This window comes from Burkholderia theae (genome assembly GCF_048565265.1).
In the GTDB taxonomy this organism is placed as follows: Bacteria; Pseudomonadota; Gammaproteobacteria; order Burkholderiales; family Burkholderiaceae; genus Burkholderia; species Burkholderia theae.
The window spans coordinates 2182513-2204328 of the sequence record NZ_CP183462.1 but is presented as its reverse complement, the minus strand read 5'-3'; the positions used below and the strand labels follow the sequence as shown (position 1 = coordinate 2204328).

General features: G+C 68.6%; 23 protein-coding genes. 10 read left to right on the top strand and 13 right to left on the bottom strand.

Features of this window, described 5'->3' with window-relative positions; translation table 11 throughout:
- Positions 1-130 precede the first annotated feature (130 nt).
- The gene (locus tag ACN22W_RS27400) at positions 131-1180 is read right to left on the bottom strand and encodes an AraC family transcriptional regulator (RefSeq protein ID WP_419687877.1); all 1050 of its coding nucleotides are present in this window, start codon (positions 1178-1180) and stop codon (positions 131-133) included.
- Positions 1181-1252: 72 nt separating this feature from the next.
- On the opposite strand from ACN22W_RS27400, the gene ACN22W_RS27395 reads away from it, so the two are divergent.
- Positions 1253-2455: an MFS transporter gene (locus ACN22W_RS27395; protein WP_419687876.1), complete on the top strand. Its 1203-nt coding sequence runs from the start codon at positions 1253-1255 to the stop codon at positions 2453-2455.
- A gap of 51 nt (positions 2456-2506) precedes the next feature.
- Here ACN22W_RS27395 and ACN22W_RS27390 read toward each other — a convergent pair whose 3' ends face one another.
- Positions 2507-3385, bottom strand: coding sequence for an aldo/keto reductase family oxidoreductase (locus ACN22W_RS27390; protein WP_419687875.1), 879 nt, complete (start codon positions 3383-3385; stop codon positions 2507-2509).
- A gap of 96 nt (positions 3386-3481) precedes the next feature.
- Here ACN22W_RS27390 and ACN22W_RS27385 point away from each other — a divergent pair, with 96 nt between their 5' ends.
- Positions 3482-4381, top strand: a complete 900-nt coding sequence (locus ACN22W_RS27385) for a LysR family transcriptional regulator (protein WP_419687874.1) — start codon at positions 3482-3484, stop codon at positions 4379-4381.
- Between the two features lie 41 nt (positions 4382-4422).
- Here the strand turns inward: ACN22W_RS27385 and ACN22W_RS27380 are convergent, their stop codons facing one another.
- The 4 genes from ACN22W_RS27380 to ACN22W_RS27365 all read right to left on the bottom strand — a co-directional run bounded on the left by ACN22W_RS27380 (position 4423) and on the right by ACN22W_RS27365 (position 7816).
- Complete coding sequence (locus ACN22W_RS27380; protein ID WP_193101280.1) at positions 4423-5268, bottom strand: helix-turn-helix domain-containing protein; 846 nt, start codon at positions 5266-5268, stop codon at positions 4423-4425.
- Between the two features lie 48 nt (positions 5269-5316).
- Positions 5317-5874: a carboxymuconolactone decarboxylase family protein gene (locus tag ACN22W_RS27375; protein WP_419687873.1), complete on the bottom strand. Its 558-nt coding sequence runs from the start codon at positions 5872-5874 to the stop codon at positions 5317-5319.
- 135 nt (positions 5875-6009) lie between these two features.
- A complete protein-coding gene (locus ACN22W_RS27370; protein ID WP_419687872.1) occupies positions 6010-6771 on the bottom strand; it encodes an isocitrate lyase/PEP mutase family protein in 762 nt (253 codons plus the stop codon).
- A complete protein-coding gene (locus ACN22W_RS27365; protein ID WP_419687871.1) occupies positions 6758-7816 on the bottom strand; it encodes a saccharopine dehydrogenase family protein in 1059 nt (352 codons plus the stop codon). The genes ACN22W_RS27370 and ACN22W_RS27365 overlap by 14 nt, the downstream gene beginning before the upstream one ends.
- A gap of 119 nt (positions 7817-7935) precedes the next feature.
- On the opposite strand from ACN22W_RS27365, the gene ACN22W_RS27360 reads away from it, so the two are divergent.
- The gene (locus tag ACN22W_RS27360) at positions 7936-8529 is read left to right on the top strand and encodes a TetR/AcrR family transcriptional regulator (protein ID WP_419687870.1); all 594 of its coding nucleotides are present in this window, start codon (positions 7936-7938) and stop codon (positions 8527-8529) included.
- 8 nt (positions 8530-8537) lie between these two features.
- On the opposite strand, the gene ACN22W_RS27355 is transcribed toward ACN22W_RS27360, so the two are convergent.
- The gene (locus tag ACN22W_RS27355) at positions 8538-9437 is read right to left on the bottom strand and encodes a LysR substrate-binding domain-containing protein (RefSeq protein WP_419687869.1); all 900 of its coding nucleotides are present in this window, start codon (positions 9435-9437) and stop codon (positions 8538-8540) included.
- Between the two features lie 136 nt (positions 9438-9573).
- Between ACN22W_RS27355 and ACN22W_RS27350 the strand changes: the two genes are divergently transcribed.
- Complete coding sequence (locus ACN22W_RS27350) at positions 9574-10356, top strand: SDR family oxidoreductase (protein ID WP_419687868.1); 783 nt, start codon at positions 9574-9576, stop codon at positions 10354-10356.
- A gap of 30 nt (positions 10357-10386) precedes the next feature.
- Here the strand turns inward: ACN22W_RS27350 and ACN22W_RS27345 are convergent, their stop codons facing one another.
- Positions 10387-10854, bottom strand: coding sequence for a MarR family winged helix-turn-helix transcriptional regulator (locus ACN22W_RS27345; protein ID WP_419687867.1), 468 nt, complete (start codon positions 10852-10854; stop codon positions 10387-10389).
- Positions 10855-10935: 81 nt separating this feature from the next.
- On the opposite strand from ACN22W_RS27345, the gene ACN22W_RS27340 reads away from it, so the two are divergent.
- Positions 10936-11304, top strand: coding sequence for a hypothetical protein (locus ACN22W_RS27340; RefSeq protein WP_412025222.1), 369 nt, complete (start codon positions 10936-10938; stop codon positions 11302-11304).
- A gap of 98 nt (positions 11305-11402) precedes the next feature.
- A complete protein-coding gene (locus ACN22W_RS27335; protein WP_193101273.1) occupies positions 11403-12020 on the top strand; it encodes a glutathione S-transferase family protein in 618 nt (205 codons plus the stop codon).
- Positions 12021-12080: 60 nt separating this feature from the next.
- Here ACN22W_RS27335 and ACN22W_RS27330 read toward each other — a convergent pair whose 3' ends face one another.
- The 4 genes from ACN22W_RS27330 to ACN22W_RS27315 form a co-directional block, all read right to left on the bottom strand.
- On the bottom strand, positions 12081-12803 hold the full coding sequence (locus ACN22W_RS27330) for an HAD family hydrolase (RefSeq protein WP_419689839.1): 723 nt from the start codon (positions 12801-12803) through the stop codon (positions 12081-12083).
- 23 nt (positions 12804-12826) lie between these two features.
- Positions 12827-13798 (bottom strand): ornithine cyclodeaminase family protein, encoded by a 972-nt coding sequence (locus ACN22W_RS27325; protein ID WP_419687866.1) that lies wholly within the window; start codon positions 13796-13798, stop codon positions 12827-12829.
- A 107-nt stretch (positions 13799-13905) separates the two neighbouring features.
- Complete coding sequence (locus ACN22W_RS27320) at positions 13906-15036, bottom strand: DSD1 family PLP-dependent enzyme (protein ID WP_419687865.1); 1131 nt, start codon at positions 15034-15036, stop codon at positions 13906-13908.
- Positions 15037-15164: 128 nt separating this feature from the next.
- The gene (locus ACN22W_RS27315) at positions 15165-16091 is read right to left on the bottom strand and encodes a LysR family transcriptional regulator (RefSeq protein WP_419687864.1); all 927 of its coding nucleotides are present in this window, start codon (positions 16089-16091) and stop codon (positions 15165-15167) included.
- Between the two features lie 190 nt (positions 16092-16281).
- Here ACN22W_RS27315 and ACN22W_RS27310 point away from each other — a divergent pair, with 190 nt between their 5' ends.
- The 4 genes from ACN22W_RS27310 (at position 16282) to ACN22W_RS27295 (ending at position 20791) form a co-directional block, all read left to right on the top strand.
- Entirely contained in the window at positions 16282-17157 is an 876-nt protein-coding gene (locus ACN22W_RS27310; protein WP_412025218.1) for a LysR substrate-binding domain-containing protein, read from the top strand.
- A 235-nt stretch (positions 17158-17392) separates the two neighbouring features.
- Positions 17393-18187, top strand: a complete 795-nt coding sequence (gene phnX / locus ACN22W_RS27305) for a phosphonoacetaldehyde hydrolase (RefSeq protein ID WP_419687863.1) — start codon at positions 17393-17395, stop codon at positions 18185-18187.
- Positions 18184-19329 carry an iron-containing alcohol dehydrogenase PsrA gene (psrA, locus tag ACN22W_RS27300; RefSeq protein ID WP_419687862.1) on the top strand — a complete coding sequence of 382 codons (1146 nt, stop codon included), beginning with the start codon at positions 18184-18186 and terminating at the stop codon, positions 19327-19329. The genes phnX and psrA overlap by 4 nt, the downstream gene beginning before the upstream one ends.
- A 16-nt stretch (positions 19330-19345) precedes the next feature.
- Complete coding sequence (locus ACN22W_RS27295; RefSeq protein ID WP_419687861.1) at positions 19346-20791, top strand: MFS transporter; 1446 nt, start codon at positions 19346-19348, stop codon at positions 20789-20791.
- A 25-nt stretch (positions 20792-20816) separates the two neighbouring features.
- On the opposite strand, the gene ACN22W_RS27290 is transcribed toward ACN22W_RS27295, so the two are convergent.
- Complete coding sequence (locus ACN22W_RS27290) at positions 20817-21731, bottom strand: NAD(P)/FAD-dependent oxidoreductase (RefSeq protein WP_419687860.1); 915 nt, start codon at positions 21729-21731, stop codon at positions 20817-20819.
- Positions 21732-21816 lie beyond the last annotated feature (85 nt).

The following is a 21816-nucleotide window of genomic DNA, read 5'->3' as shown; positions in this document are numbered from 1 at the left end:
CGCGACGGCGCCCCGGCACCGGTCGCGGCGCCTGTGGCACCCGCACCCGTGAAGGCGCCGGCGAGCAAGCAAGCGACCCCGGAGCGACGCGTAGCGGCCCCGGTCAGCGTTGCACGCCAAGCGTCACGCGTTACGCTTCGACGCGCGCCTCGCCGTCCGCGCGCACGGCCCCCGGCGGCTTCCCCACCACCCGCTTGAACGCGCGGCTGAACGCCGCCAGCGAGCCATAGCCGAGCCGGTACGCCACCGCTTCGATGGCCTCGCGGTCGCGCGCGATCCACTGCGCGGCGAGCCGCATCCGCAGCTCGGTCAGGTAGCGCACGGGCGTCATCCCGGTTGCCGCGAGAAAGCGCTCGGCGAACACCGAGCGCGACACGCCCGCTTCGGCGGCCAGTTCCGCGACGCTCCAGTTGCGGCCCGGGTCGCGATGCAGCGCGACGATCGCGCGGCCGAGCTTCGGCTCGCGCAGCGCCTGCACCCAGCCCGTCGCGTCGCCGCATCCGCACTCGACCCAGCCGCGCACGATGAATGCCGCGACCACATCCGCGAGCCGCGCGAGGATGCCCGCGAAACCCGCGCGCGCCGAGCAGGCCTCGCGCTCCATCGCGTCGAGCATCGGGCGGATTTCCGGGTAGCGCGAGAGCAGCGTGCCGACGTGCATGAACTCGGGCATCGTGCCGACCAGCGGCTGCATGCCGCCGAGATCGAGTTCCATGCACGCGCTGAAGATCAGCGCATCGCCGGCACCGGGCTCCGTCGCCGCACAGGCCGCCGGCGACGCGCCGGCCGATGCCACCGACGCGACCGTATCGCAGATCTTCGCGGCCGCGAAGCCGTGGATCTCGCGGCACGGCGCATCCGGATCGGACACCAGCGCATGCATGCCGCCATGCGGCAGCAGGATCGCGTCGCCGGCCTCGAGCCGCATCGTCGCGCCGGCCGCGTCGCGCAGCAGCACGGGCCCGCGCCCGACGAAATGGAACTGCGCGCGGCCCGGCGCCTCGCCGAAGCTCAGCCCGAACGGCCGCGCGACCTGGATGCGGCGGTACTGGACGCCGCTCAGCCGCATCCCCAGCAGCAGCTCGCTGACGAGGTCGTGCACGTCGGGGACGGGGGGAAGCAGGGGCTCGGACATATCGAGATTCGGACGATCGATCAACAAGAGCGGATTGTATGTCATAGACCGTCCTGTTGCCGTTCCTTACGATACGCCGTCATTGGTACTTCTCCCTATACGGACACGGAACGACGCATGAATCCCGGAATTTCCCCGGCCGCCTCGATGGCGGCCCCCCGCGAACCGGCCTGGGGCGCGGTATTCGCGATGACGCTCGGCGTCTTCGGGCTCGTCACGGCCGAATTCCTGCCCGCCAGCCTGCTCACGCCGATGGCCGCCAGCCTCGGCGTGACCGAAGGCGTGGCCGGGCAGGCCGTCACGGCCACCGCGACGGTCGCGCTGGTCACGAGCCTGCTGATCTCCGCGTTGACGCGCACGATCGACCGGCGGCGCGTGCTGCTCGCGTTCTCGGTGCTGCTCGTCGGATCGAATCTCGCGGTCGCGTTCGCGCCCAACCTGACGACGCTGCTGATCGGCCGTGTCGTGCTCGGCATCGCGCTCGGCGGCTTCTGGACGATGGCGACGGCCACCGCGATGCGGCTCGTGCCGACGTCGATGGTGCCGCGTGCGCTGTCGATCATCTTCAGCGGCGTGGCGGTCGCGACGATCGCGTCCGCGCCAATGGGCAGCTACTTCGGCCACCTGATCGGCTGGCGCAACGTGTTCCTGATCGCGGCCGTGCTCGGCGGTGTCGCGTTCGTGTCGCAAGTGATGACGCTGCCGTCGATGCCGCCGAGCGGCACGACGCGGCTGCGCACGCTGATCGACGTGCTGCGCCGTCCGACCGTGGGCCTCGGCATGTTCGCGACGATCCTCGTGTTCACCGGGCATTTCGCGTTCTTCACGTATCTGCGGCCGTTCCTCGAACAGGTCGCGGGCGTCGGCGTGAACGGGCTGTCGGCGATCCTGCTCGGCTACGGCATCGCCAACTTCGTCGGCACGTCGCTCGCGGGCCGCGTGCTCGAACACCGGTTGCGGCCGATGCTGATCGCAATGCCCGCGCTGATGGTCGTGCTCGGCATCGCGCTCGTCGCGCTCGGCCGCGCGCCGATGATCGACGCTGTGCTCGTCGCGTTGTGGGGGATGGCGTTCGGCGGCGTGCCTGTTGCCTGGTCGACGTGGGTCACGCGCACCGTGCCCGACGAGGCCGAGAGCGCGGGCGGGCTGATCGTCGCGGCGATCCAGCTCGCGATCGCGACGGGTGCGGCGGCCGGTGGCGTCGTGTTCGATGCGAACGGCGCGGCCGGCGTGTTCGTCGGCGCGGCCATCGTGCTGGCCGTCGCGGTCGCGACGATCGTGACCGGCGTGCCGAAGCGGGTCGGTGTGGCGGTGTCCTGACCGGCCGGGCAGGGCCCACGCTTCGCGGGCCCGCCGGCGGTCGTCGGTCCATTAGGCGGCTGCGGTGTCCGCGATGCGATCGAGTTCCGCGAGCGCGTCTTCCGGCAGATCGAGATCGGCCGCCGCGAGATTCTCGCGCAGATGCGTGACAGACGACGTGCCCGGAATCAGCAGCACGTTCGGCGCACGGCGCAGCAGCCACGCCAGCGCGACCTGCATCGGCGTCGCGCCGACGCGTGCCGCCACCGCGGACAGCGTCGACGACTGCAGCGGCGAGAAGCCGCCGAGCGGAAAGTACGGCACGTAGGCGATACCGTCGCGGGCCAGCGCGTCGATCAGCGCATCGTCGCCGCGATGCGCGATGTTGTAGTGGTTCTGCACGCAGACGATGTCGCAGATCTGCCGGCCTTGCGCGACCTGCGCGGCCGTCACGTTGCTCAGGCCGATGTGGCGGACGAGCCCGCGCCGCTGCAGTTCGGCGAGCACGCTCAGCGGCGCCTCGATCGATCCTTCGGCCGGCCCGTGCCGGTCGAACATGATGCGCAGGTTGACGACGTCGAGCACATCGAGCCCGAGGTTGCGCAGGTTGTCGTGCACGGCCCGTTCGAGTTCGTCGGGCGCGAACGCGGGCAGCCACGACGAGTCGTCGCCACGGCGCGCGCCGATCTTGGTGACGATCACGAGATCGTCGCGATACGGATGCAGGGCCTCGCGGATCAACTGGTTGGTGACGTGCGGGCCGTAGAAGTCGCTGGTGTCGATATGGTCGACGCCGGACGCGACGGCTTCGCGCAACACGTTCAATGCCGCGTCGTGGTCCTTCGGCGGGCCGAATACACCCGGCCCCGCGAGCTGCATCGCGCCGTAGCCGATGCGTTTGACGTTGCGATTGCCGAGCCGGAAGGCGGCGGTGTGTCGAATGTCGGACATGACTCTGCTCCTGTTGATGAGTGCGCCCAGCATAGGCATTGGCCGTCTGCGCGATAAGCCGTCATAATCCGCACGGGTTGTACGAAAAGGCGAACAATGCAAGCCGATCTGGGTGATCTGAATGCGTTCATGGCCGTGGCGCGTGCCAGCGGATTCCGTGACGCCGCGCGCGTGACGGGCCTCAGCGCGTCGGGGCTGAGCGAGGCCGTGCGCCGGCTGGAGGCGCAGCTCGGCGTCCGGCTGCTGCACCGCACGACGCGCAGCGTCGTGCCCACCGAAGCCGGCGAGCGGCTGCTCGCGCGCCTCGGGCCCGCGTTGACCGAAGTGGCGGCGGCGCTCGACGGTATCGGCGATTTCCGGGACAGACCGGCCGGCACGCTGAAGCTGAACGTGCCGCTCAGCGCGTCCCGGCTCGTGCTGCCCGCGATCGTGCCGCGCTTCCTCGACGCGTACCCGGAGATCCGGCTGGAAGTGATCGCCGACGAAAGTTTCGTCGACGTGCTGGCGGCGGGATGCGACGCGGGCATTCGCTACGACGAGCGGCTCGAACAGGACATGATCGCGGTGCCGATCGGCCCGCGCATTCAGCGGTTCGCGACCGCGGCCGCGCCGGGTTATCTCGAGCGTCACGGCCGGCCGCGGCATCCGCGCGACCTGCTCGACCATCGCTGCCTGCGCGGACGATTCGCGAGCGGATCGATGCCGCCGTGGGAGTTCGAGCGCGACGGCGAGGTCGTGCGGATCCAGCCGGCCGCCGGGCCGCTGCTGGTGCAGATCGGCGGCGCGTCGGACCTGGTGGTCGATGCGGCGATCGCCGGCACGGGCATCGTGCATCTGTTCGAAGACTGGTTGCGCCCGTATTTCGAGAGCGGCGCCCTCGAACCCTTGCTCGAACCGTGGTGGCGGCCGTTTTCAGGGCCGTTCCTCTATTACCCCGGGCGCCGTCTCGTGCCGCCGGCACTGCGCGCGTTCATCGATTTCATCAAGGCATCCTGAGCGATACGTGCGAGCGGGTGGGCGCCGCACCGGCCCGCCGCTCAGCGCACCGGCGCGTGCGCGTCGAGCAACTGCCGGTGGCGCGCTTCGGTCGCGTCGTCGGCGGGAAACATGCACTCCATGCGCAGTTCCTGCGCAGCGGCGCTTTGCGGCGTGCCGACCGTCGTGACCAGCGAGAAGTAACGCAGCACGACGCCTTCGTGGACGAAGCCGATCGGAATGACCGGCAGCGCGGGCGCGGCGGCCGGCGCCGGCGGTGTTTTCCAGTCGCGCGGCGCATCGGGGCACGCGAGCAGGTCGTCGAGCAGTTGCCGTGTGTCGTCGTCGATCACGCGGCCGACCGATTCGCGATACACACGCTGCAGCAGGCTGCGCGATACGCTGTCCCAGTCGGCCACGAACGGCCGCATGCCGAGCGGATCGAACATCAGGCGCAACAGGTTGCGCGGGCCGTCGCGCGCAGCCATGTCGATGAAGCAGTTGAAAAAGCGCGGCGCCGCGTCGTTGCTCATCAGCACGTTCCAGTGGCGGTCCATTACGATTGCCGGAAACGGATCGTGCTGGCGGACGACCCGTTCGAGCGCGCGGATCACGCCGTGCATTTCCTGCGCGTCCCACGGCGCTTCCGAATACACGGGGGCGTACCCGGCCGCGAGCAGCAGCGCGTTGCGTTCGCGCAGCGGCACGTCCAGCGTCTGCGCGAGCGTCAGCAGCGTGTCGCGGCCCGGCACGCTGCGCCCGCTTTCGATGAAGCTGATCTGGCGCTGCGAGATGCCCGCGTCGAGCGACAGGTCGAGCTGGCTCACGCCGCGCACGTCGCGCCAGTAGCGCAACAACTGCCCCAGTTCGCGTGGCGGCGCGTTCGGATCGCGACGGCTGGCGTTCATCGGATTTCCCTGATCGTGGCGTGATCGACGCGAACGACTATATCGGACTCACGCGGCACCCGCCTGCCACGCGAACGCGTCGAACGGCGCTTCGAGCGTTGGCCGCGCCACGCTGCCGACGTAGTTCGTGATCGTCGACGCGGCGACCACTGCGATCACTTCGAGCAACTGTTCGGCGCTGAATCCGGCTTCGAGGAAGGATTGCCGGTCGACGTCGGCGAGACGGCCGCGGGTTTCGATCAGCGCGCGCGCCGTGGCCGACAGCGCGGCCAGTTTCGCGTCGCCGGGCAGGCCGCCGCGCCGGATCGCGTCGACGTCGGCGGCGGGCACGCCCTGTTTCAGCGCGAGCGCGGAATGGAACGCGACCGGCCACTCGCTCGCGTTCGTGACGGCGTTGGTGAGCAGGAGCGTCTGGATCTGCGGTTCGGTGAGGCTGCTGGCGTGCACGCGCTCGAACAGGCCGATGAACCCGTTGATCAGCACCGGCGACGCGGCCATGGCCGCCGCGATGTTCGGGATCAGGCCGAAGGTTTGCTGGAGCTGACGGAGCACGGGCTGCGATTCGGCCGGCGCCGAGTCGATGGTATGAAGCGGATAGGCAGACATGATGTCTCCCGGGCGAGGAGCGCCGCCGGAATGGCGGCGCGACACCCGAAGCGTAGGGACGGGCGTGCCGCGCGCCAATTACATGGGATGTAATCGTTTGTCGTGCACGCGGCGGCCGGCCGTCCCGCGCATCCGTTAACCGCCTTGCTTGACCAACCCTGCCAGCGTCTTCATTGCCTGCAGATACGGATACGGCCCGTGGCTGATGCGGGCCACGCCGTAGTCCGCGAGTTCGGCGAGCGTCGGCGTGTCCGACACGCGCATCACGTTCACCGGCAGCGGAGACGCGGCCGTCAACTGGCGAATGAGCGCCGGCGAGCGCAGGCCCGGCACGAACAGGCCGTCGGCGCCGGCTGCGGCATAAGCGCGTGCGCGTTTCAGCGTTTCGTCGAGCAACCGTTCGTCGTGCGTATCGGCCGGCGCCTTGAAGAACACGTCGGTCCGCGCGTTGATGAAGTAGTCGGCGCCCGCGCGATCGGCCTCCTGCCGTGCCGCCGCGAGACGCGCCGCTGCTGCTTCGACGTCGCGCAATTCGCCCGTCGCTGGAAAACTGTCCTCGAGGTTGCAGCCGATCGCGCCGGCCTCGATGCTGAGCGCGATCGTTTCGGCGACATCCTCGGGCCGCTCGCCGTAGCCGCTTTCGAGGTCGACGGTGACCGGCAGGTCCGTCGCGCGTGCGATTCGCGCAAGCACTTCCATCATCAACGCGCGCGGCATCTGCTCGCCATCGACGAAGCCGTTGGCCACGGCGACCGACCAGCTTCCGGTGGCCAGCGCGACCGCGCCCGCGTCGGCCACCGCGCGTGCGCTGCCGGCGTCCCACACGTTGAACAGCGTCAGCGGCTGGCCCGCGCGGTGAAGCGACCGGAAAACCGCGCCTTTCTCATTGCTGCTCATGTTCACTGCTCCTTGTAAAAACCGGGTCGGTGGTGGTGCCGAACGAGACTGCCACCGTATCGAGCGCCGCGAGGAAGTCGCGCGCGTCGAACAATTCGCCGAGGCTGCGCACGCCGCCCGACGTCATGGTGTTGCCGGTCATCAGGCGCACGGCCGCCTCGACGATGATCGGCGCGCTGACCGCGTAGATGTCGCGTCCCGATGCCGTCGCGCGGTGCGTCGTGCCGCGTTGTACGACGACGGCGTCCATCGCGAACTGCTGCGCCGACCGGCCGAGCGCATCGGTCGGCTCGGGCGGCGGCGTGGCCGCATCGCGCACGTCGCGCAGCGCCAGCGTCGCGAGCCACGATTCGATCGTATCGATGCGCAGGTGACGCGACAGTGTCATCACTTCCGAAAACGGCACCAGCGTCACGTCGACGCTGCCGATCGGCGACGGGAACGGCCACACGCGTTCGCGCGGCGTCGACGGCACCGGCGTCGGCTTCCCGTCCCGCTGGACGAGCCGCACCGCGCGATTGCGTTCGCCCGTCACGCGCGTGCCGCGGGTCGGGTGCCAGCGGTCGAGCCCGGTCGCGATATCGACGCGGTCGATCGGCTCATTCTGGTTGACGACGGCCGTCACGAGCAGGTCGGCCAGGCCGCCGTAGAACGCCGCGGCGGGCACGACGGTCACGCCCGCGGCGCGCGCACGGGCATCGACCCGTTCGGCCAGCGCCAGCACCGACGGCTGCTCGGCCGTCAGGTCGAGATAGGGGATGCCGGCCCGCAGCGCGGCTTCGGCCAGCGGCAGCGCGGTATCGAGGTACGGGCCCGCGCAGTTGATCACCGCAGCCGCGCCGCGCAACGCGGCGTCGAGCGCGGCCGGATCGTCGATCGCGGCGACGCGCGCTGGCGCGGCGTCGCTTGTGCCGCCTTCCGCGAGCCGCGCGGCATCGCGGCCGATGCGGATCGCGCCGAGGCCGCGCCGGGCCAGTTCGGCGACGACAAACCGCCCGGTGTGACCCGTGGCGCCATAGACTGCAACCGTCATCCGATCTTCCATGATCATCTCCGCTACAGAACGGTCTGTTTTATAGTACAGACCTGTAGCGTCGTCAAGCTCGCGGTGCTATGATCGGATCCATTGTTGCGGTACGGGCGGCCGTTGGCGGCCGAGCTTGGATGAAAAAGGGAACGGATACACACGGGGGCGCGCTCGATACGCGCGAGCGCATTCTGCAAACGGCCAGCGAGCTGTTCTATCGGGAAGGCACGCGCGCGGTCGGCGTGGACCTGATCGTCGCGCAGGCGGGCGTCGCGAAGACGAGCCTCTATCGCCACTTCACGACGAAGGACGACCTGATCGAGGCGTTCCTGCTGCGCGAGGACGCGGATTTCTGGGCGCACTGGGACGCGGTGGCCGGGCAATACCGGCGCACGCCGCGCGAGGAGCTGGACGCGCAGCTGCAATGGATCGGCGAGCGCATTGCGCGGCCCGGCTATCGCGGCTGCCCGCAGATCAACATCGCCGCCGAATACGCGGACGGTAACCATCCGGCCCGCAAGGTCGCCGTCGCGCACAAGCAGGAGCTACGGCGCCGGCTGACCGAACTGGCGAGCGCGATGCGAATCGACGAACCGGAAACCTTCGCGCTGCGGCTCGCGACGGTCATCGACGGCGCGCTGAGCAGCGGGCAGGCGCTGCATGCGCACGGGCCCGTGCACTTCCTGCAGGAATTCGCGCAACTGCTGCTGCCGAAGAAGGGCAGGAAGTAAGCGAGGCGTCACATCGTCCCGAAGAGTGTCGACACCCAGTCGACGAATACCCTGACCTTGGTGCTGTACCGTCGGCTGGGCGGATACACGGCATACACGGGCATCGGATCGGGCCGCCAGTCGGCGAGGATCGGCACGAGCTGCTTGCGCTCGATGAACGGCCGCACCATGAAGTCCATCGTATGCACGATACCGAGGCCATGCAGCGCGGTCGCGAGATGGGCATTGCTTTCGCTGACGAGCACGTCGTTGCGCGGGCGTTCCAGCGCGATCGTTTCGTCCGCGCGACGGAACCGCAGCGGCTGCACGACGCCCGTGCTCGCGGAAAAATAACCGACAACCGGCATCTGTCGTTCGACGATGTCGTGCGGGTGCGCGGGCGTGCCGTGCCGCGCGAGATAGTCGGGACTCGCGCAGGTCGTCCACGCGAGCGAGCCGATCTGCCGCGCGATCAGCGCGGGATCGTCGGCCGAGCTGCGAATGCCGCAGTCGATGTTTTCGGCGATGAGATCGACGGTGCGGTCGGTCACGCCGAGTTGCAGCCGGATGTCGGGAAAGCGCGTGCGGAATGCCGGGAGGTTCGGAACGAGGATGCCGCTGGCGGTCGATCCGCCCGCGTCGATGCGAAGCGTGCCGCGCGGGCTGGCCTGCGCGCGGCCGAGCGTCGCCTCGATGTCGTCGAGTTCGGTCAGCAGCGGGCGGATGCGCTCGTAGTACGCGGCGCCGTCGGTCGTGACGCTGACGCTCCGGGTGCTGCGCTCCAGCAGCTTCACGCCGAGATGGGTTTCGAGCGACTTGATCCACTTGCTGACCGTCGCGTTCGGCATGTCCAGCGACAGCGCGGCGCGGCCGAAGCCCCCCGTCTCAACGACCCGCGCGAAGATCCGGATGGCCTGCAGATGATCCATTGCCCACCTCGAATACGTTCATTGCCCGTCATTGTGCACAGGCGTGAATAAAGAATCCACCGGGCCGCCTTTTATGGTCGATTCGTGTTCATTAGTCTTCAGCGTGTGATCAACGACCTTGAAGGAGCACCTGAAAATGAACACCACGCCTTACATCAACATTCACGCGACGAAACATGCCGGCAAGGTGGCGCTGGTCACCGGCGGCAGCACGGGTATCGGGCTCGCGACGGCCAGGCGCCTGGCGCACGAAGGCGCGACGGTATTCGTGACCGGGCGGCGCCAGTCGGCACTGGACGCCGCCATTCGGGAGATCGGCCATGGCGCACAGGCAATCCAGGGCGACATCGCGTCGGTGGAGGATGTCGCGAGGGTCATGGCCCGCATCTCGGCGACGCACGGCAGGATCGACATCCTGTTCGCCAATGCGGGCGGCGGCGAGTTCACGCCGCTCGGTGACATTACCGAAGCGCAGTTCGACAAATACTTCGGCATCAACGCGAAAGGGACGCTCCTGACCGTCCAGGGTGCGCTGCCGCTGATGCCGGCCGGAAGCGCGATCGTGGTGACGGGATCGATCGCGTCCATGCAGGGGATTCCGGCGTTCGGCATCTATGCCGCGACGAAGGCGGCGCTGCGGTCGTTCGCGCGGACCTGGTCGTCCGATCTCAAGGGGCGCGGGATTCGCGTCAACGTCGTGTCGCCGGGCGTCATCGTCACGCCCGGCTACAAGTCGGAACTCGGGATGAGCGACGAGCAGATCGACGCGTACAGCAAGGAGGTTGCCGAAACGACGCCGCTCGGGCGCGTCGGCGAGCCGGACGAGATCGCGAAGGCCGTGTCGTTCCTGGCCTCCGACGACGCGAGCTACATCACCGGCGTCGAGTTGTTCGTCGACGGCGGGCGCGCGCAGATCTGAACCTTGCGCCGGGCGTCGGCGCGCCGACGCTCAGCGCTGTGCCGCCGGCTCCACCGACAGCGCGCGCAACTGGCCGCGCAACAGATCGACTTCTCCCGGCGCGAATTGCCGTTCGATCTCGGCATGGGTCTGCTGCCACAGCGGAAACGCCTCGGCCAGCAGGTCATGGCCGGCCGGCGTCAGTTCGAGCAGGCGGCTGCGCCCGTCGTCCGGGTCCTGCATGATCGTCACGAGCCCGCGCCGCTCGAGCGGCTTGAGCGCGGCCGTCAGCGTGGTGCGGTCCATCGCGAGCAGCGACGCGACCGATTTCATCGGAGCCGGTTGCGGCCGGTTCAACGACATCAGCAGCGAAAACTGCCCGTTGGTGAGATCCAGCGGACGCAGTACATCGTCGAAGATGCGCGCAAGGTTGCGCGCCGCGCGCTGCATGTGCAGGCACAGGCAGCAATCGCGCACCATCAGCGTCGTTTCGAAAGGGAGCTTTTCTTTTCGTGCCATGTTGCAATTGTGTTGATATCAACCTATGTTGTCAAGGTCGAGGCGCGGCAGCCCGTCGCGCCCGTCACCGGAGGAGAAAGCATGAGTGCTCAACAGCAGTTGTATCTCGCCGTATTCCTCGGCAGCAAGGACAGCCCGGCGATGCAGGCGTGGGTCGCGCTCCCGGAGCAGGAGCGGCACGCGCGCGAGCGGGACGGTATGGCCGCGTGGCATGCGTGGGTCGACCGTCATCAGGATGCGATCGTCGAGATGGGCGGGCCGCTCGGCAAGACCAAGACCATCGATGCCGGCGGCATCCGGGACACGTCCAATGCGTTGAGCGGCTTCACCGTCGTGCGGGCGGCGTCACACGAGGCGGCGGCCGCGCTGTTCGAAGGCCATCCGCATTTCACGATTTTCCCGGGCGAGTCGATCGACGTGATGCCGGTGCTGGCGATTCCCGGCGCGTGAACGATCGCGGCCGCCGCGTCGCGTTGATGCGTTGATGGGTCGACGCGCCGTGGCCGGCTTGCGGACATTTTCCCGACATTTCTGGATGGAGATTTGCGATGAAGCTTTACGGATTCGCCGGCACCCGCTCGCAACGCGCGCTGTGGGGGCTGAAGGAACTGGATGCGGATTTCGAGTTCGTGTCGGTCAACCTGCTCGCGGGCGAGCACAAGCGGCCGGAATTCCTGCGCATCAATCCGGCCGGCAAGGTGCCGGTGCTGGTGGACGGCGACCGCGTGATTCCCGAGTCGGCCGCGATCGTGCTGTATCTCGCGGACAAGTACCCGGAGAAGGCGTTGCTGCCGGTCGATCCGGCGGTGCGTGCGCAGGTGTATCGGTGGGTCATGTTCGCGGTGACGGAGCTCGAGCAGCCGCTGTGGCGGATCACGCGGCACACGTTCCTCTATCCGCCGGAGAAGCGCTCGCCAGCCGACATCGAACTGGCGCGCGAGGATTTCGCGACGATGGCCGTGATCCTCGACAAGCATCTCGAAGGGCGCGAATTCATCGTCGGCGACACGCTGACGGTGGCCGATTGCGTGACGGCCTACCTGATCGACTGGGCCAGCGAATGCCACCTGATCGAACCGTTCCCGCAACTGCGTGCGTATCTTGAACGGCTGTATGCACGGCCCAAGGCACCGCAGCGGATCGCGGAGGCGCGCAAGGCGGCGTGACGAAGGGCGGTCGATCGTGCTGGACGGCATGATCGGCCGCGCCATTCCGCTTGCCTGCGGTCACGGCAGTTTGTCGGGCCCGCCGAGCGCGCGACACAGCATCGACAGGTCGCTCAGGGTGAGGTGCGCCGATGCGGGATGCTGCGTCTCGCGCGCCACTTCCGGCTGAGGGTCGCGCACGACCCAGGCCGCCTGAAGCCCCGCATTCAAAGCACCGACGATATCGAGGTGGTAGTCGTCCCCGACGTGCAGCAATTCCGCCGGACTCACACTCAGCGCCTGCGCCGCCGCATGGAAGATTTCGGGTTCCGGCTTCGCGATCCCGAACGCACGCGCGCTGAGCGTTTCCCGAAAGAATTCGCCGCCGCCGGTCAGCCGGAGATCCGCGTTGCCGTTGGTCACCGCAATCAACGGAAACCGGGCGCTCAACCACGCCAGTGCCGGCAACGCGTCGTCGTAGAACTCGACCCGGTTGCGCGCCGCATAGAAGACTTCGTACGCAGGGTCGGCCAGCGCGACATCCGTGTTCGCGCGCGCCAGCGCAAGCCGGATCGATCCGAGTCTCAGCGCGCGAAAGTCGTTGGCGAGGTCCGGGCGAGAACGTTCGTATTCCTCACGTAACTCGCTCATCGTCTGCTGCGTGGGCAGGATGCTCGCGGTATCGGGCGCATGCTCGATCAGCCACGCGCGAAGCATCGCTTCGGCGCGTGCGACAGATGGACCGAACGGCCACAGGGTGTCGTCCAGGTCGAACGAGAGGGCGGATACTTTGGCGAGACGCATGCGGTTGAAGGGGAGGAAGTCGTTTACCAGGGCCACGGAATGGAGATTCCGGTGCCGTTTTCGCAAGCCTGCGCGTACAGGAAGCGCGCGACGGTCAGGTCCTGCAGCGCGAGCCCGGTCATGTCGAATACGGTGATCTCGTTCGGCGCGCGGCTGATCGACATCGTTCCGGCGAGCAGGTCGCCGATTTCCGTGCGCGGCAAGTCCGGCGCCCACTGGCATTCGCCGATGCTGCGCGCCTGCTCGTGATCGTCGACGAAAATGCGCGCGCGTTCCAGCACGCCGGCCGGCAGTTCGCGCTTGCCTGCCGTGTCGGCGCCCACGCAGGTCAGGTGGGTGCCCGGCTGAACCGCGTCCGCGTCGAACAATGCGCCACCGCCGGGCGTGGCCGTGATGACGACATCGCTATCGGCCACAGCGTCGTTACGGTCGCGCGCCACGCGGATCGTACATCGTTCCCGGAAAGCCGATTCGAAGAGCGGATCCGGCTCGCCGCCGACGTTCACGTACTGCACCGTGCAACGTTGCGGCAGCAGCCGGAGCGCGTAGTCGAGCTGGACGCGCGCCTGCACGCCGGTGCCGAACACGCAGAGCCGCGTGCTGTCGGGGCGGGCCAGCAGTTGCAGCCCAAGGCCACCTGCGGCGCCGGTTCGCGCGGTGGTGATCGCGTTGCCGTCCATGATGCACAGCGGGCGGCCCGTGGCCGGATCGAACAGCGCGACGGTTGCCTGATGCGGCTCGCCGCCGAGGCCGCGGTTGCCGGGCCAGAATCCGGCCGCCTTGAAGCCGAGGAGATCCTGGCTCGCGACGTCGCCCGACTTGATGCCGAACACGCCGCCCGTATGCAGCTTCTCGCGGACCACCGGGAACACGCGTCCGGCCCTCTGGCTGTGCAGCACAAAGGCTTCGCGAACCGCTGCCAGCACTTGCTCGGCCTGAAGGGCGGGCCCGACGGCATCGCGGTCGAGAAGAAGGAGTCGGGCGTCTGTCGGCATGTCGGGCGAGTTTTTCCGGAGCAGGGCGATTCGAGAAGGTTTAAAGTGTGTCCAGATTTAGACAAATAGTCAATGTCTGGGCGGATGACGCGAATGCGCAGTGCCGTTCACCACCCGTAGAAGCGCGGCCATGCGTGGACGACGCCGTCTTCGCCGATCGCCTGATATTCGGGGTGTTGCGCGCCGGTCGCGCATGCGTGATTCGGCAGGATGCGCAGGCGGGTGCCGATCGGAAACCGCTGCGCGATGCCCGCGTCGGGCAAGTCCGCGCGCGACACGATGCCGTGCTCCTGGTTGGCGGCGCTCACGACGTAGTCGCCGAGCACGTCGCCGTCTTCGGTGCAGACCTGCCCGTAGCCGAAATCGCGGCCCAGGCGCTGCGTGCCGCGGTCGCGGCTCATCGCCATCCAGCCCGCGTCGACGATCGCCCAGCCTTTCTCTTCCTGGTGTCCGATCACGGTGGTCAGCACCGACAGCGCGATATCGGACAGTTCGCACACGCCGATGTTGTGCATCACGAGGTCGAACATCACGTACACGCCGGCGCGAACCTCGGTGACGCCGTCGAGGCGTTCAGCCGCGAGGGCGGTGGGCGTCGAACCGATACTGACGACCGGGCAGGGCAATCCGGCGGCCCGCAGGCGCTCCGCGGCGCGCACGGTGCGGCTGCGCTCCTGTTCGGCGATCGCCGCCAGCGCTTCTGGCGTGTCGTATTCGTAGCTGGAGCCCGCGTGGGCCAGCACCCCGCCGAGCGTCATCCCGCCGTCGACCAGTGCGCGGCCGACGTCGATCAGCAGGTCGGCCTCGGGCGGGACGCCAGAGCGGTGGCCGTCGACGTCGACCTCGATCCACACCTCGAAGCGCTCGCCGTGCTCGCGGCCGAATGCCGCGATGGCGTGTGCGGCCTGCAGGCTGTCGGCGACGATCTTCAGGTCGCAGCCCTGCCGGCGCAGCGCCAGCGCCTGGCCCAGCTTGGCGGGCACCATGCCGACCGCGTAGACGATGTCGCGGATGCCGCCCGCGAAGAACTGTTCGGCTTCCTTGAGCGTCGACACCGTGATGCCCCGCGCGCCCGCCGCGATCTGCGCGTCGACCACGTGCCGGCATTTGGTGGTCTTGACGTGCGGCCGGAACCGGACGCCGAGTGCGTCCAGATGCGCCTGCATGCGGTCGATGTTGCGACGCATGCGGCTGGCATCGATCAATGCGGCCGGGGTGTTGAGGGTTTGAATGTTCACGCTGCGTTGCCTCGGAGGGTTGCCGATGCAAACACTGTAGGGCCGTCGCCGCGCGCCGTGTTTAACGCACACCTAATCCGTCATTAAATGCTGTTTAATCGGCTGAATCGCGCGGGCCGTGGTGCGGCTCATGGTTTGCCGCGCCACGGCGGCGGGCTGAGAAACCGTGTCGCGGCTTCGAGAAAAACGCGTTGTCGCGCGGAGCGGCCGGTGCGCGACGGCAGCAGCGCCGTCACCGGCGCGGGCGGCAGGTTCCAGCCGGGCAGCAACCGCACGAGCTTGCCGTTCGCCAGCAGCGGGGCGACGTCCCACTCGGAACGCTCGACGATCCCGAGCCCGGCCAGCGCCCAATCCGTGATGACGGTGCCGTCGTTGGAAGACAGCGCGCCGGTGACGCGGATCACCGTGGCGCGTCGCGGCTCGCCTTTGGCGTCGCCGCTCGGCGAGAAGCGCCAGCGCGGGATGTCCTCGTCGTTCTCGCGCAGGCACAGGCAGTCGTATCGGGCCAGGTCGGACGGATGATCCAGGGCCGTGATGCGACGTGCGTAAGCGGGGCTCGCGCACAGGAAGCGCTCGTTGGGCGCGAGCGGATACCCGATCCACGAAGAAGATTTGAGGATGCCGACGTGGACGACCACGTCGGCCCCCGACGCGCTGGTCAACGGGCTCTCCGACAGGTGGAGCGAGATTTCCAGCTTCGGATGCGCGCGCTGCACGTCGCGCACGATCCGGGCGACGTACTTGCGCCCGAAGCCGAGCGGGGCGACGACGCGCAGCGTGCCCTGCACGTCGCCGTGGTCGCCTGCGATGTTGACCGGCAGCGCTTCCACGCGCTCGAGAATGTCGACGGCTTCCTGGTAAAGCCGTTGCCCTTCGTCGGTCAGCGTAATCCCTTTCGGCTGCCGCACGGCGAGCCGCGCGTTCAAGCGCGCTTCCATCCGCTGCAGGCGAATCGTGACCGCGGGCGGTGTGAGATCGAGCAACCGGGCAGCGGAAGCCAACGAGCGCGACGTGCCGATCGCGCGAACGAGTCGCAGGTCATCGAGATCGAGCATTTCATGTTCCTTAATGCTGGCGTTGCCGGGCATTAAACCGCACATCACGCAACGAATCCATCGCCGCGCGGTCGCGGCGTGCCGGCGACGGGCCGGGAACGCGCCTGTCACATTCGCCCGATACATTGAATTTCCCGATGCCATCCGGCATTTGGCACGAAATTCCCGATTGATCGTTCGACCGACCGTCATGACCCTGACCCAGCTTCGCAGCTTCATCGCCGTCGTGCAGCACGGCGGCTTCACCGCGGCCGCGCGGGCGCTGTCCACCAGCCAGACGACGATCACGTCGCAGATCCAGACCCTCGAACAGGAACACGGCGTCGAGCTGTTCCATCGGCGCGGCCGGCGCGTCGAACTCTCGGCGGTTGGTCTCGAGTTCCTGCCGATCGCGCGCCGCATCTGCAGCGACGAGACCGACGCCGCCGCGCTGCTGCGCGACAGCGGCGCATTGCAGCGGGGCTCGCTGAAGATCGGCGCGGTCGGCCCGTTCCACGTGACCGAGATGATCGAGGCGTATCACGCGCTGCATCCGCACATGCACCTGTCGGTCGCGCTCGGCAATTCGGAAACCGTGCTGCGCGATCTCGACCAGTACGTGTGCGACGTCGGCGTGGTGGCCCGCGCGTTCGAGGACGCGCGCTACTTCACGCAGCGCTACGCGAGTTTTCCGGTGATCGCGTTCGTCCGCTCGACCCATCCGTTCGCGAAACGCGGCGCGATCACGCTGAACGAACTGGCCGGCGAGCCGCTGCTGATGCGCGAACCCGGTTCGACCACGCGCCGCGCGCTCGAAGACGCGATGGCGTCGGCCGGGCTCGTGCCGCGTATCGCGATGGACATCGGCAGCCGCGAGGCGCTGCGCGAGGCCGTTGCGCGCGGGCTTGGCGTCGGCACGGTGTCGAAGGCCGAATACGTGCCCGACGAGCGGCTGCGGCCGCTGCGCATCGACGGCGATCCGGTCGAAACGCATATCCACGTGTGTTGCCTGAGCGAGCGGCGCGACAGCCGGCTGGTCGCGTCGTTTTTCGACGCGGTCGCGCGGTGCCGGCCGCTCGACGCGTGAAGGCGGGCGGTGGTATGCCGGCCCGCCGCGGCGATCGATCGAAAATTTCGGTCGATCCATAGTCGATGACCGGGATTTTCGATCACGAACACGTCATCGCGCATGCCTAACCTGCTGCTCACCCCCACTCCATTCAGGTGCGAGCATGAATTCCGCTGCAGATTGGCCTTCCGGCATGATTCGTCATACTGATGATGTCGCGCCCCCCGTTGCGCAACGCGGCTGGCGCGGCCCCGTGACGACCGTCATCTTCGACTGGGCCGGCACCGTGCTCGACTTCGGCTGCATCGCGCCGGTCGCGGCGTTCCGCCAGGTGTTCTCGGATGCGGGCGTGCCGGTTTCCGTCGCCGAGGCGCGTGCGCCGATGGGCGCGGCCAAGCGCGAGCATCTGGAGAGGATGCTCGCGATGGCACCGCTGCAGGCGCGCTGGGCCGCACGCTTCGGCCGCGCGTCGTCGGCGCGCGACGTCGATGCGCTGTACGCCGCGTTCCTGCGCGTCGATGCACTCAACGTGTCGCGCTACAGCGACCTGATCCCCGGTGCGCTCGACACGATCGCCGCGCTGCGCGCACGCGGGATCGCGATCGGCAGCACGACCGGCTATCCGCGCGAAGTGATGCAGCATCTCGCGCCGGTCGCGGCCGCGCACGGTTACACGCCGGACTTCTGTTGCACCGTCAGCGACGTCGCGCGCGGCCGGCCGTGGCCCGACATGTGTCTGGCGAACGCGCTCGCGCTCGGCGCCGCGCACGTGCAGGGCTGCGTTGTCGTCGACGACAGCCCGACCGGCCTGCAGGCGGGGCTGGCCGCGGGCATGTGGACGGTCGGCGTCGCCGTCACCGGCAACGAGGTCGGGCTGTCGCAGGCGGAATGGCACGCGCTCGATGCCGCCGAACGCGACGAGCGCGCCGCGCAGGCGCGCCGCACGCTGCTGCAGGCGGGCGCGCATTTCGTGATCGACGGCATCGCCGATCTGCCGCCGGTGATCGACCGGATCGAAGCCGCGCTGGCGGCGGGAGCGGCGGCATGAGCGACTGGCGCTTCCACAATCCCGTGCGGATCCGCTTCGGCGTCGACGCGCTGGCGGACGTGATCGACGCGCTCGCCGGACGCAGTTACGCGATCGTCACCTATCCCGACGCGGTGTTCGCGCGGATCGCCGACCGTCTCGAAGCGCAGCTCGGGCCGGCGCTCACGCGGATCGACTGCGTCGAGGCGAACCCGTCGCTGCCAATGCTGCGGCGCGCGTGCGGGCAGCTCGCCGCGCTGCGCGACAAGCCGGACTTGCTGATCGCGCTCGGCGGCGGCTCGGTGATCGATTCCGCGAAAGTGCTCGCCGCCGAGCACGGCGATTTCGATCGCGTGCTGCGCATCCTGTCCGGCGACGCGCGCGACGCTGGCGACAGCGACGCGGCGCGGACCGCATTGCCGATCGTCGCGATCCCGACCACGGCCGGCACCGGCAGCGAAGTGACGCACTGGGCGACCGTCTGGGATCCGCACAACGCGCGCAAGCTGTCGCTGTCGCGGCCGGATCTCTATCCGGAAACGGTGATCGTCGATCCGCGCCTGATGGTCGGCCTGCCGATGCAGCCGACGCTCGCGAGCGGCCTCGATGCGTTGTCGCACGCGCTCGAAAGCATCTGGAACATCCATGCGAACCCCGTGACGCGCGGCCTGGCCGTGCAGGCGGCGCGCGAACTGATCGACGGCCTCGGCCGCGTGAACGCGCATCCCGACGATCTCGATGCGCGTTGCGATATGGCGCTCGGCGCGTTGCGCGCGGGGCTCGCGTTCTCGAACACGCATACGGCGCTCGCGCACAACATCTCCTATGCGATCACGCTGACGCGCGGCGTCGCGCACGGGATCGCGTGCTCGTTCTGCCTGCCGGCCGTGATGCGGGCGGCGCTAGGCGTCGACCCCGCATGCGACGCCGCGTTGCGCGACATCTTCGGCGACACGGCGTCGGCGCCCGCGCAGCTCGAGGCGCTGCTCGACTCGCTCGGCGTCGCGAGCCACCCGGCCGCGTACGGGATCGGCGCGCACGAATGGGCGCGGATCGTGGACCACGCATTCGACGGCGCACGCGGCCGCAACTTCATCGGCACGCGCGCGCGCTTTCCGCATCTCGACTTCAGCCCGGAACAGCCCGGGCTGGCGCTTCACTGACGAGGAACCTTCCATCATGAAACCGTCTCACCCGATCGAAACGGACGCGCTCGCGCGTCTCGATAACCTGCCGTGGACCCGCTTCCACACGCTGATGCTGGTCGCGCTCGGCGTCGGCTGGGCGCTCGACTCGTTCGAAACCAACATCATCGGCAGCGTGTTCGGCGTGCTCAAGTCGCACTGGCACCTGAGCGCCGCGCAGGGCTCGCTCGCGGTCAGCATCTGGGTGTTCGGGATGCTCGTCGGCGCGATTGCGTTCGGTTATCTCGCCGATCGTTACGGCCGCAAGCGCCTGTTTCTCGCGACGCTGCTCTGGTATGCGTTCTTCAGCGTCGCGACCGTGCTGTCGTGGAACTACGATTCGTTCCTGTTCTTCCGCGCGATGACGGCGCTGGCCGTCGGCGGCGAGTATTCGGCGGTGACCGCGACGATGGGCGAATTCATTCCGAAGCGCCATCGCGGCCGCACCGACGCGCTGATCCTGTCGGGCTTTCCGGTCGGCGCGCTGCTGTCGGCGGCGGTGTCGTATCTGGTGCTGAACCAGTTGCCGGCCGAGTGGGCATGGCGCGTGGGCTTCGGCCTCGGCACGACGATGGCGCTGGTGTTCTTCTGGATTCGCCGCGTGATTCCGGAATCGCCGCGCTGGCTGATCCAGCAGGGGCGCGTGGCGGAAGCCGATGCGATCGTCGAGCAGATCGTCGCGAGTGCGGCGCGCGATCCGCGTGCGCAGGCCGAGCGCGCGCAACTGACGAAACGTTATGCACCGACCCGTTTCGCGCACCAGGCGCCGGCATTCTGGCGCAACGTCGGCGAACTGTTCGGCGCGTATCGCGCGCGCTGCGCGCTGGCCGGTGCGCTGAACTTCTCGCAGGCGGCGGTCGTGTACGGCGTGTTGTCGCTGATGGCGCTCGTGATCCTGCCGTACATGAAGGTACCGTCGACCGACATGCCGATCTACTACATGATCGGCAACGCCGCGGCGCTCGCGGGCGGCATCGTCGCGGCGGTGCTCGTCGAGGCGTGGGGGCGGCGCGCGTCGCTGTTCGTGAGCTACTCGTTCACCGTCGCGGCGATCGTGTTCATCTACGCGATGCACGCGCTGCCCGGCATGGTGCTCGGTTATTGCCTGATCCAGTTCGGCGTCACGTGGGCGTACATCTCGGGTTATGTGGTGTCGTCCGAGATCCTGCCGACGCGGATTCGCGCGACGGGGCTCGGCGTGTCGGTCGCGATCGGCCGGCTCGGCGCGGTGATCGCGCCGCTGATGCTGACCAACGTCTATGCGATGTCCGGCTCGCCGTCGGCCGCGCTGATCGTGCTGCTGGTGCTCGCGTTGCCGGGGCCGCTCGCGGCCGGCCTGTGGTGGCTGAACGGCCGCGAAACGCGGCGGATCTCGCTGGAGGATTGCAGCACGGAGGCGGGCGTGCAACCGGCGGTGGACGCCGCGCCGCGCGCCGCGTGACAGCCGGCTGCACGCCTCCTTGCGCTTACGCGTGCAGCCCGAAAATCAGCGACCGGTGCACCCCCACACCGGCCGCGACCCCCGATGCCGACGCGAACGTCGCGTTGGTCATCGGCGTCGACGCGTCGCCGGCCACAAATACGCCCGTGACACTCGTCTGCTTCATCGCGTCGACCCGGACGACCGCACCGAGCGGCCCTTCGTCGAACGCACAGCCGAGCTGTTGCGCGAGATCGCTGGCCATCACCGTGCGCGCGCCGACGAACAGCGCATCGATCGGCACGATCTGCTCGTCGGCGAGCCGCAACGCGTCGATCCGCGGCGCATCGCCGAGGATCTCGACGACCGGCGAGTGCTCGATGCGCACGCCGCGCGCGTCGAGCAACGCGGCTTCTTCTTCATTCGCGTCGACCACGCCCTGCGTGAACCACGTCGTCGGGCCCCAGTCCGGAATCAGGATCGCCTGATGCACCGACAGCGGATGCGCGGCCAGCACGCCGAGCTGCCGGCCGCTCACCTCGAAGCCATGGCAATACGGACAGTGCAGCACGCTGATGCCCCAGCGTTCCGCGAGCCCCGGCAGCACGGGCAGTTCGTCGCGGATGCCGGTCGCGAGTATCAGTCGGTCGGCACTCGCGCGGCTGCCGTCCGACAGCGTCACGTGGAAGCGGCCGTCCGCATCGCGCTCGGCCGTGCGCACCTCGCCTTCGATCCGCTGCACGGTCGGATACGCGGCAAGCTGCGCGGCGGCCTCGGCAACGATCTGCGCGGGCGGCTTGCCGTCCTGCCCGAAAAAACCGTGCGCGTGCTCGGCAAAGCGATTGCGCGGCCGGCCGGCGTCGATCACGAGCACGCGGCGTCGCGCCCGCGCAAGCTGCATCGCGGCCGACAGCCCCGCAAAGCTGCCGCCGATCACGATCACTTCATGATGGGTATGCATGCACCAACTCCTTTCCTGAATGTGCGTGGATGACGACGTGTCCCGCTGGCGGCCAACTCATGAAACACGTGAAGTTGCATGATAG

What these genes read in the sequence shown, in the direction of transcription:
- ACN22W_RS27310 (WP_412025218.1), top strand. Translation starts at nt 16,282, where the DNA reads ATGACCCTGACCCAGCTTCGCAGCTTCATCGCCGTCGTGCAGCACGGC.
- ACN22W_RS27315 (WP_419687864.1), bottom strand. Translation starts at nt 16,091, where the DNA reads ATGCTCGATCTCGATGACCTGCGACTCGTTCGCGCGATCGGCACGTCG.
- ACN22W_RS27385 (WP_419687874.1), top strand. Translation starts at nt 3,482, where the DNA reads ATGCAAGCCGATCTGGGTGATCTGAATGCGTTCATGGCCGTGGCGCGT.
- ACN22W_RS27365 (WP_419687871.1), bottom strand. Translation starts at nt 7,816, where the DNA reads ATGGAAGATCGGATGACGGTTGCAGTCTATGGCGCCACGGGTCACACC.
- ACN22W_RS27375 (WP_419687873.1), bottom strand. Translation starts at nt 5,874, where the DNA reads ATGTCTGCCTATCCGCTTCATACCATCGACTCGGCGCCGGCCGAATCG.
- ACN22W_RS27330 (WP_419689839.1), bottom strand. Translation starts at nt 12,803, where the DNA reads ATGCGTCTCGCCAAAGTATCCGCCCTCTCGTTCGACCTGGACGACACC.
- ACN22W_RS27290 (WP_419687860.1), bottom strand. Translation starts at nt 21,731, where the DNA reads ATGCATACCCATCATGAAGTGATCGTGATCGGCGGCAGCTTTGCGGGG.
- ACN22W_RS27325 (WP_419687866.1), bottom strand. Translation starts at nt 13,798, where the DNA reads ATGCCGACAGACGCCCGACTCCTTCTTCTCGACCGCGATGCCGTCGGG.
- ACN22W_RS27360 (WP_419687870.1), top strand. Translation starts at nt 7,936, where the DNA reads ATGAAAAAGGGAACGGATACACACGGGGGCGCGCTCGATACGCGCGAG.
- ACN22W_RS27390 (WP_419687875.1), bottom strand. Translation starts at nt 3,385, where the DNA reads ATGTCCGACATTCGACACACCGCCGCCTTCCGGCTCGGCAATCGCAAC.
- ACN22W_RS27355 (WP_419687869.1), bottom strand. Translation starts at nt 9,437, where the DNA reads ATGGATCATCTGCAGGCCATCCGGATCTTCGCGCGGGTCGTTGAGACG.
- ACN22W_RS27295 (WP_419687861.1), top strand. Translation starts at nt 19,346, where the DNA reads ATGAAACCGTCTCACCCGATCGAAACGGACGCGCTCGCGCGTCTCGAT.
- ACN22W_RS27400 (WP_419687877.1), bottom strand. Translation starts at nt 1,180, where the DNA reads ATGACATACAATCCGCTCTTGTTGATCGATCGTCCGAATCTCGATATG.
- ACN22W_RS27345 (WP_419687867.1), bottom strand. Translation starts at nt 10,854, where the DNA reads ATGGCACGAAAAGAAAAGCTCCCTTTCGAAACGACGCTGATGGTGCGC.
- ACN22W_RS27395 (WP_419687876.1), top strand. Translation starts at nt 1,253, where the DNA reads ATGAATCCCGGAATTTCCCCGGCCGCCTCGATGGCGGCCCCCCGCGAA.
- ACN22W_RS27350 (WP_419687868.1), top strand. Translation starts at nt 9,574, where the DNA reads ATGAACACCACGCCTTACATCAACATTCACGCGACGAAACATGCCGGC.
- ACN22W_RS27370 (WP_419687872.1), bottom strand. Translation starts at nt 6,771, where the DNA reads ATGAGCAGCAATGAGAAAGGCGCGGTTTTCCGGTCGCTTCACCGCGCG.
- ACN22W_RS27380 (WP_193101280.1), bottom strand. Translation starts at nt 5,268, where the DNA reads ATGAACGCCAGCCGTCGCGATCCGAACGCGCCGCCACGCGAACTGGGG.
- ACN22W_RS27335 (WP_193101273.1), top strand. Translation starts at nt 11,403, where the DNA reads ATGAAGCTTTACGGATTCGCCGGCACCCGCTCGCAACGCGCGCTGTGG.
- ACN22W_RS27340 (WP_412025222.1), top strand. Translation starts at nt 10,936, where the DNA reads ATGAGTGCTCAACAGCAGTTGTATCTCGCCGTATTCCTCGGCAGCAAG.
- psrA (WP_419687862.1), top strand. Translation starts at nt 18,184, where the DNA reads ATGAGCGACTGGCGCTTCCACAATCCCGTGCGGATCCGCTTCGGCGTC.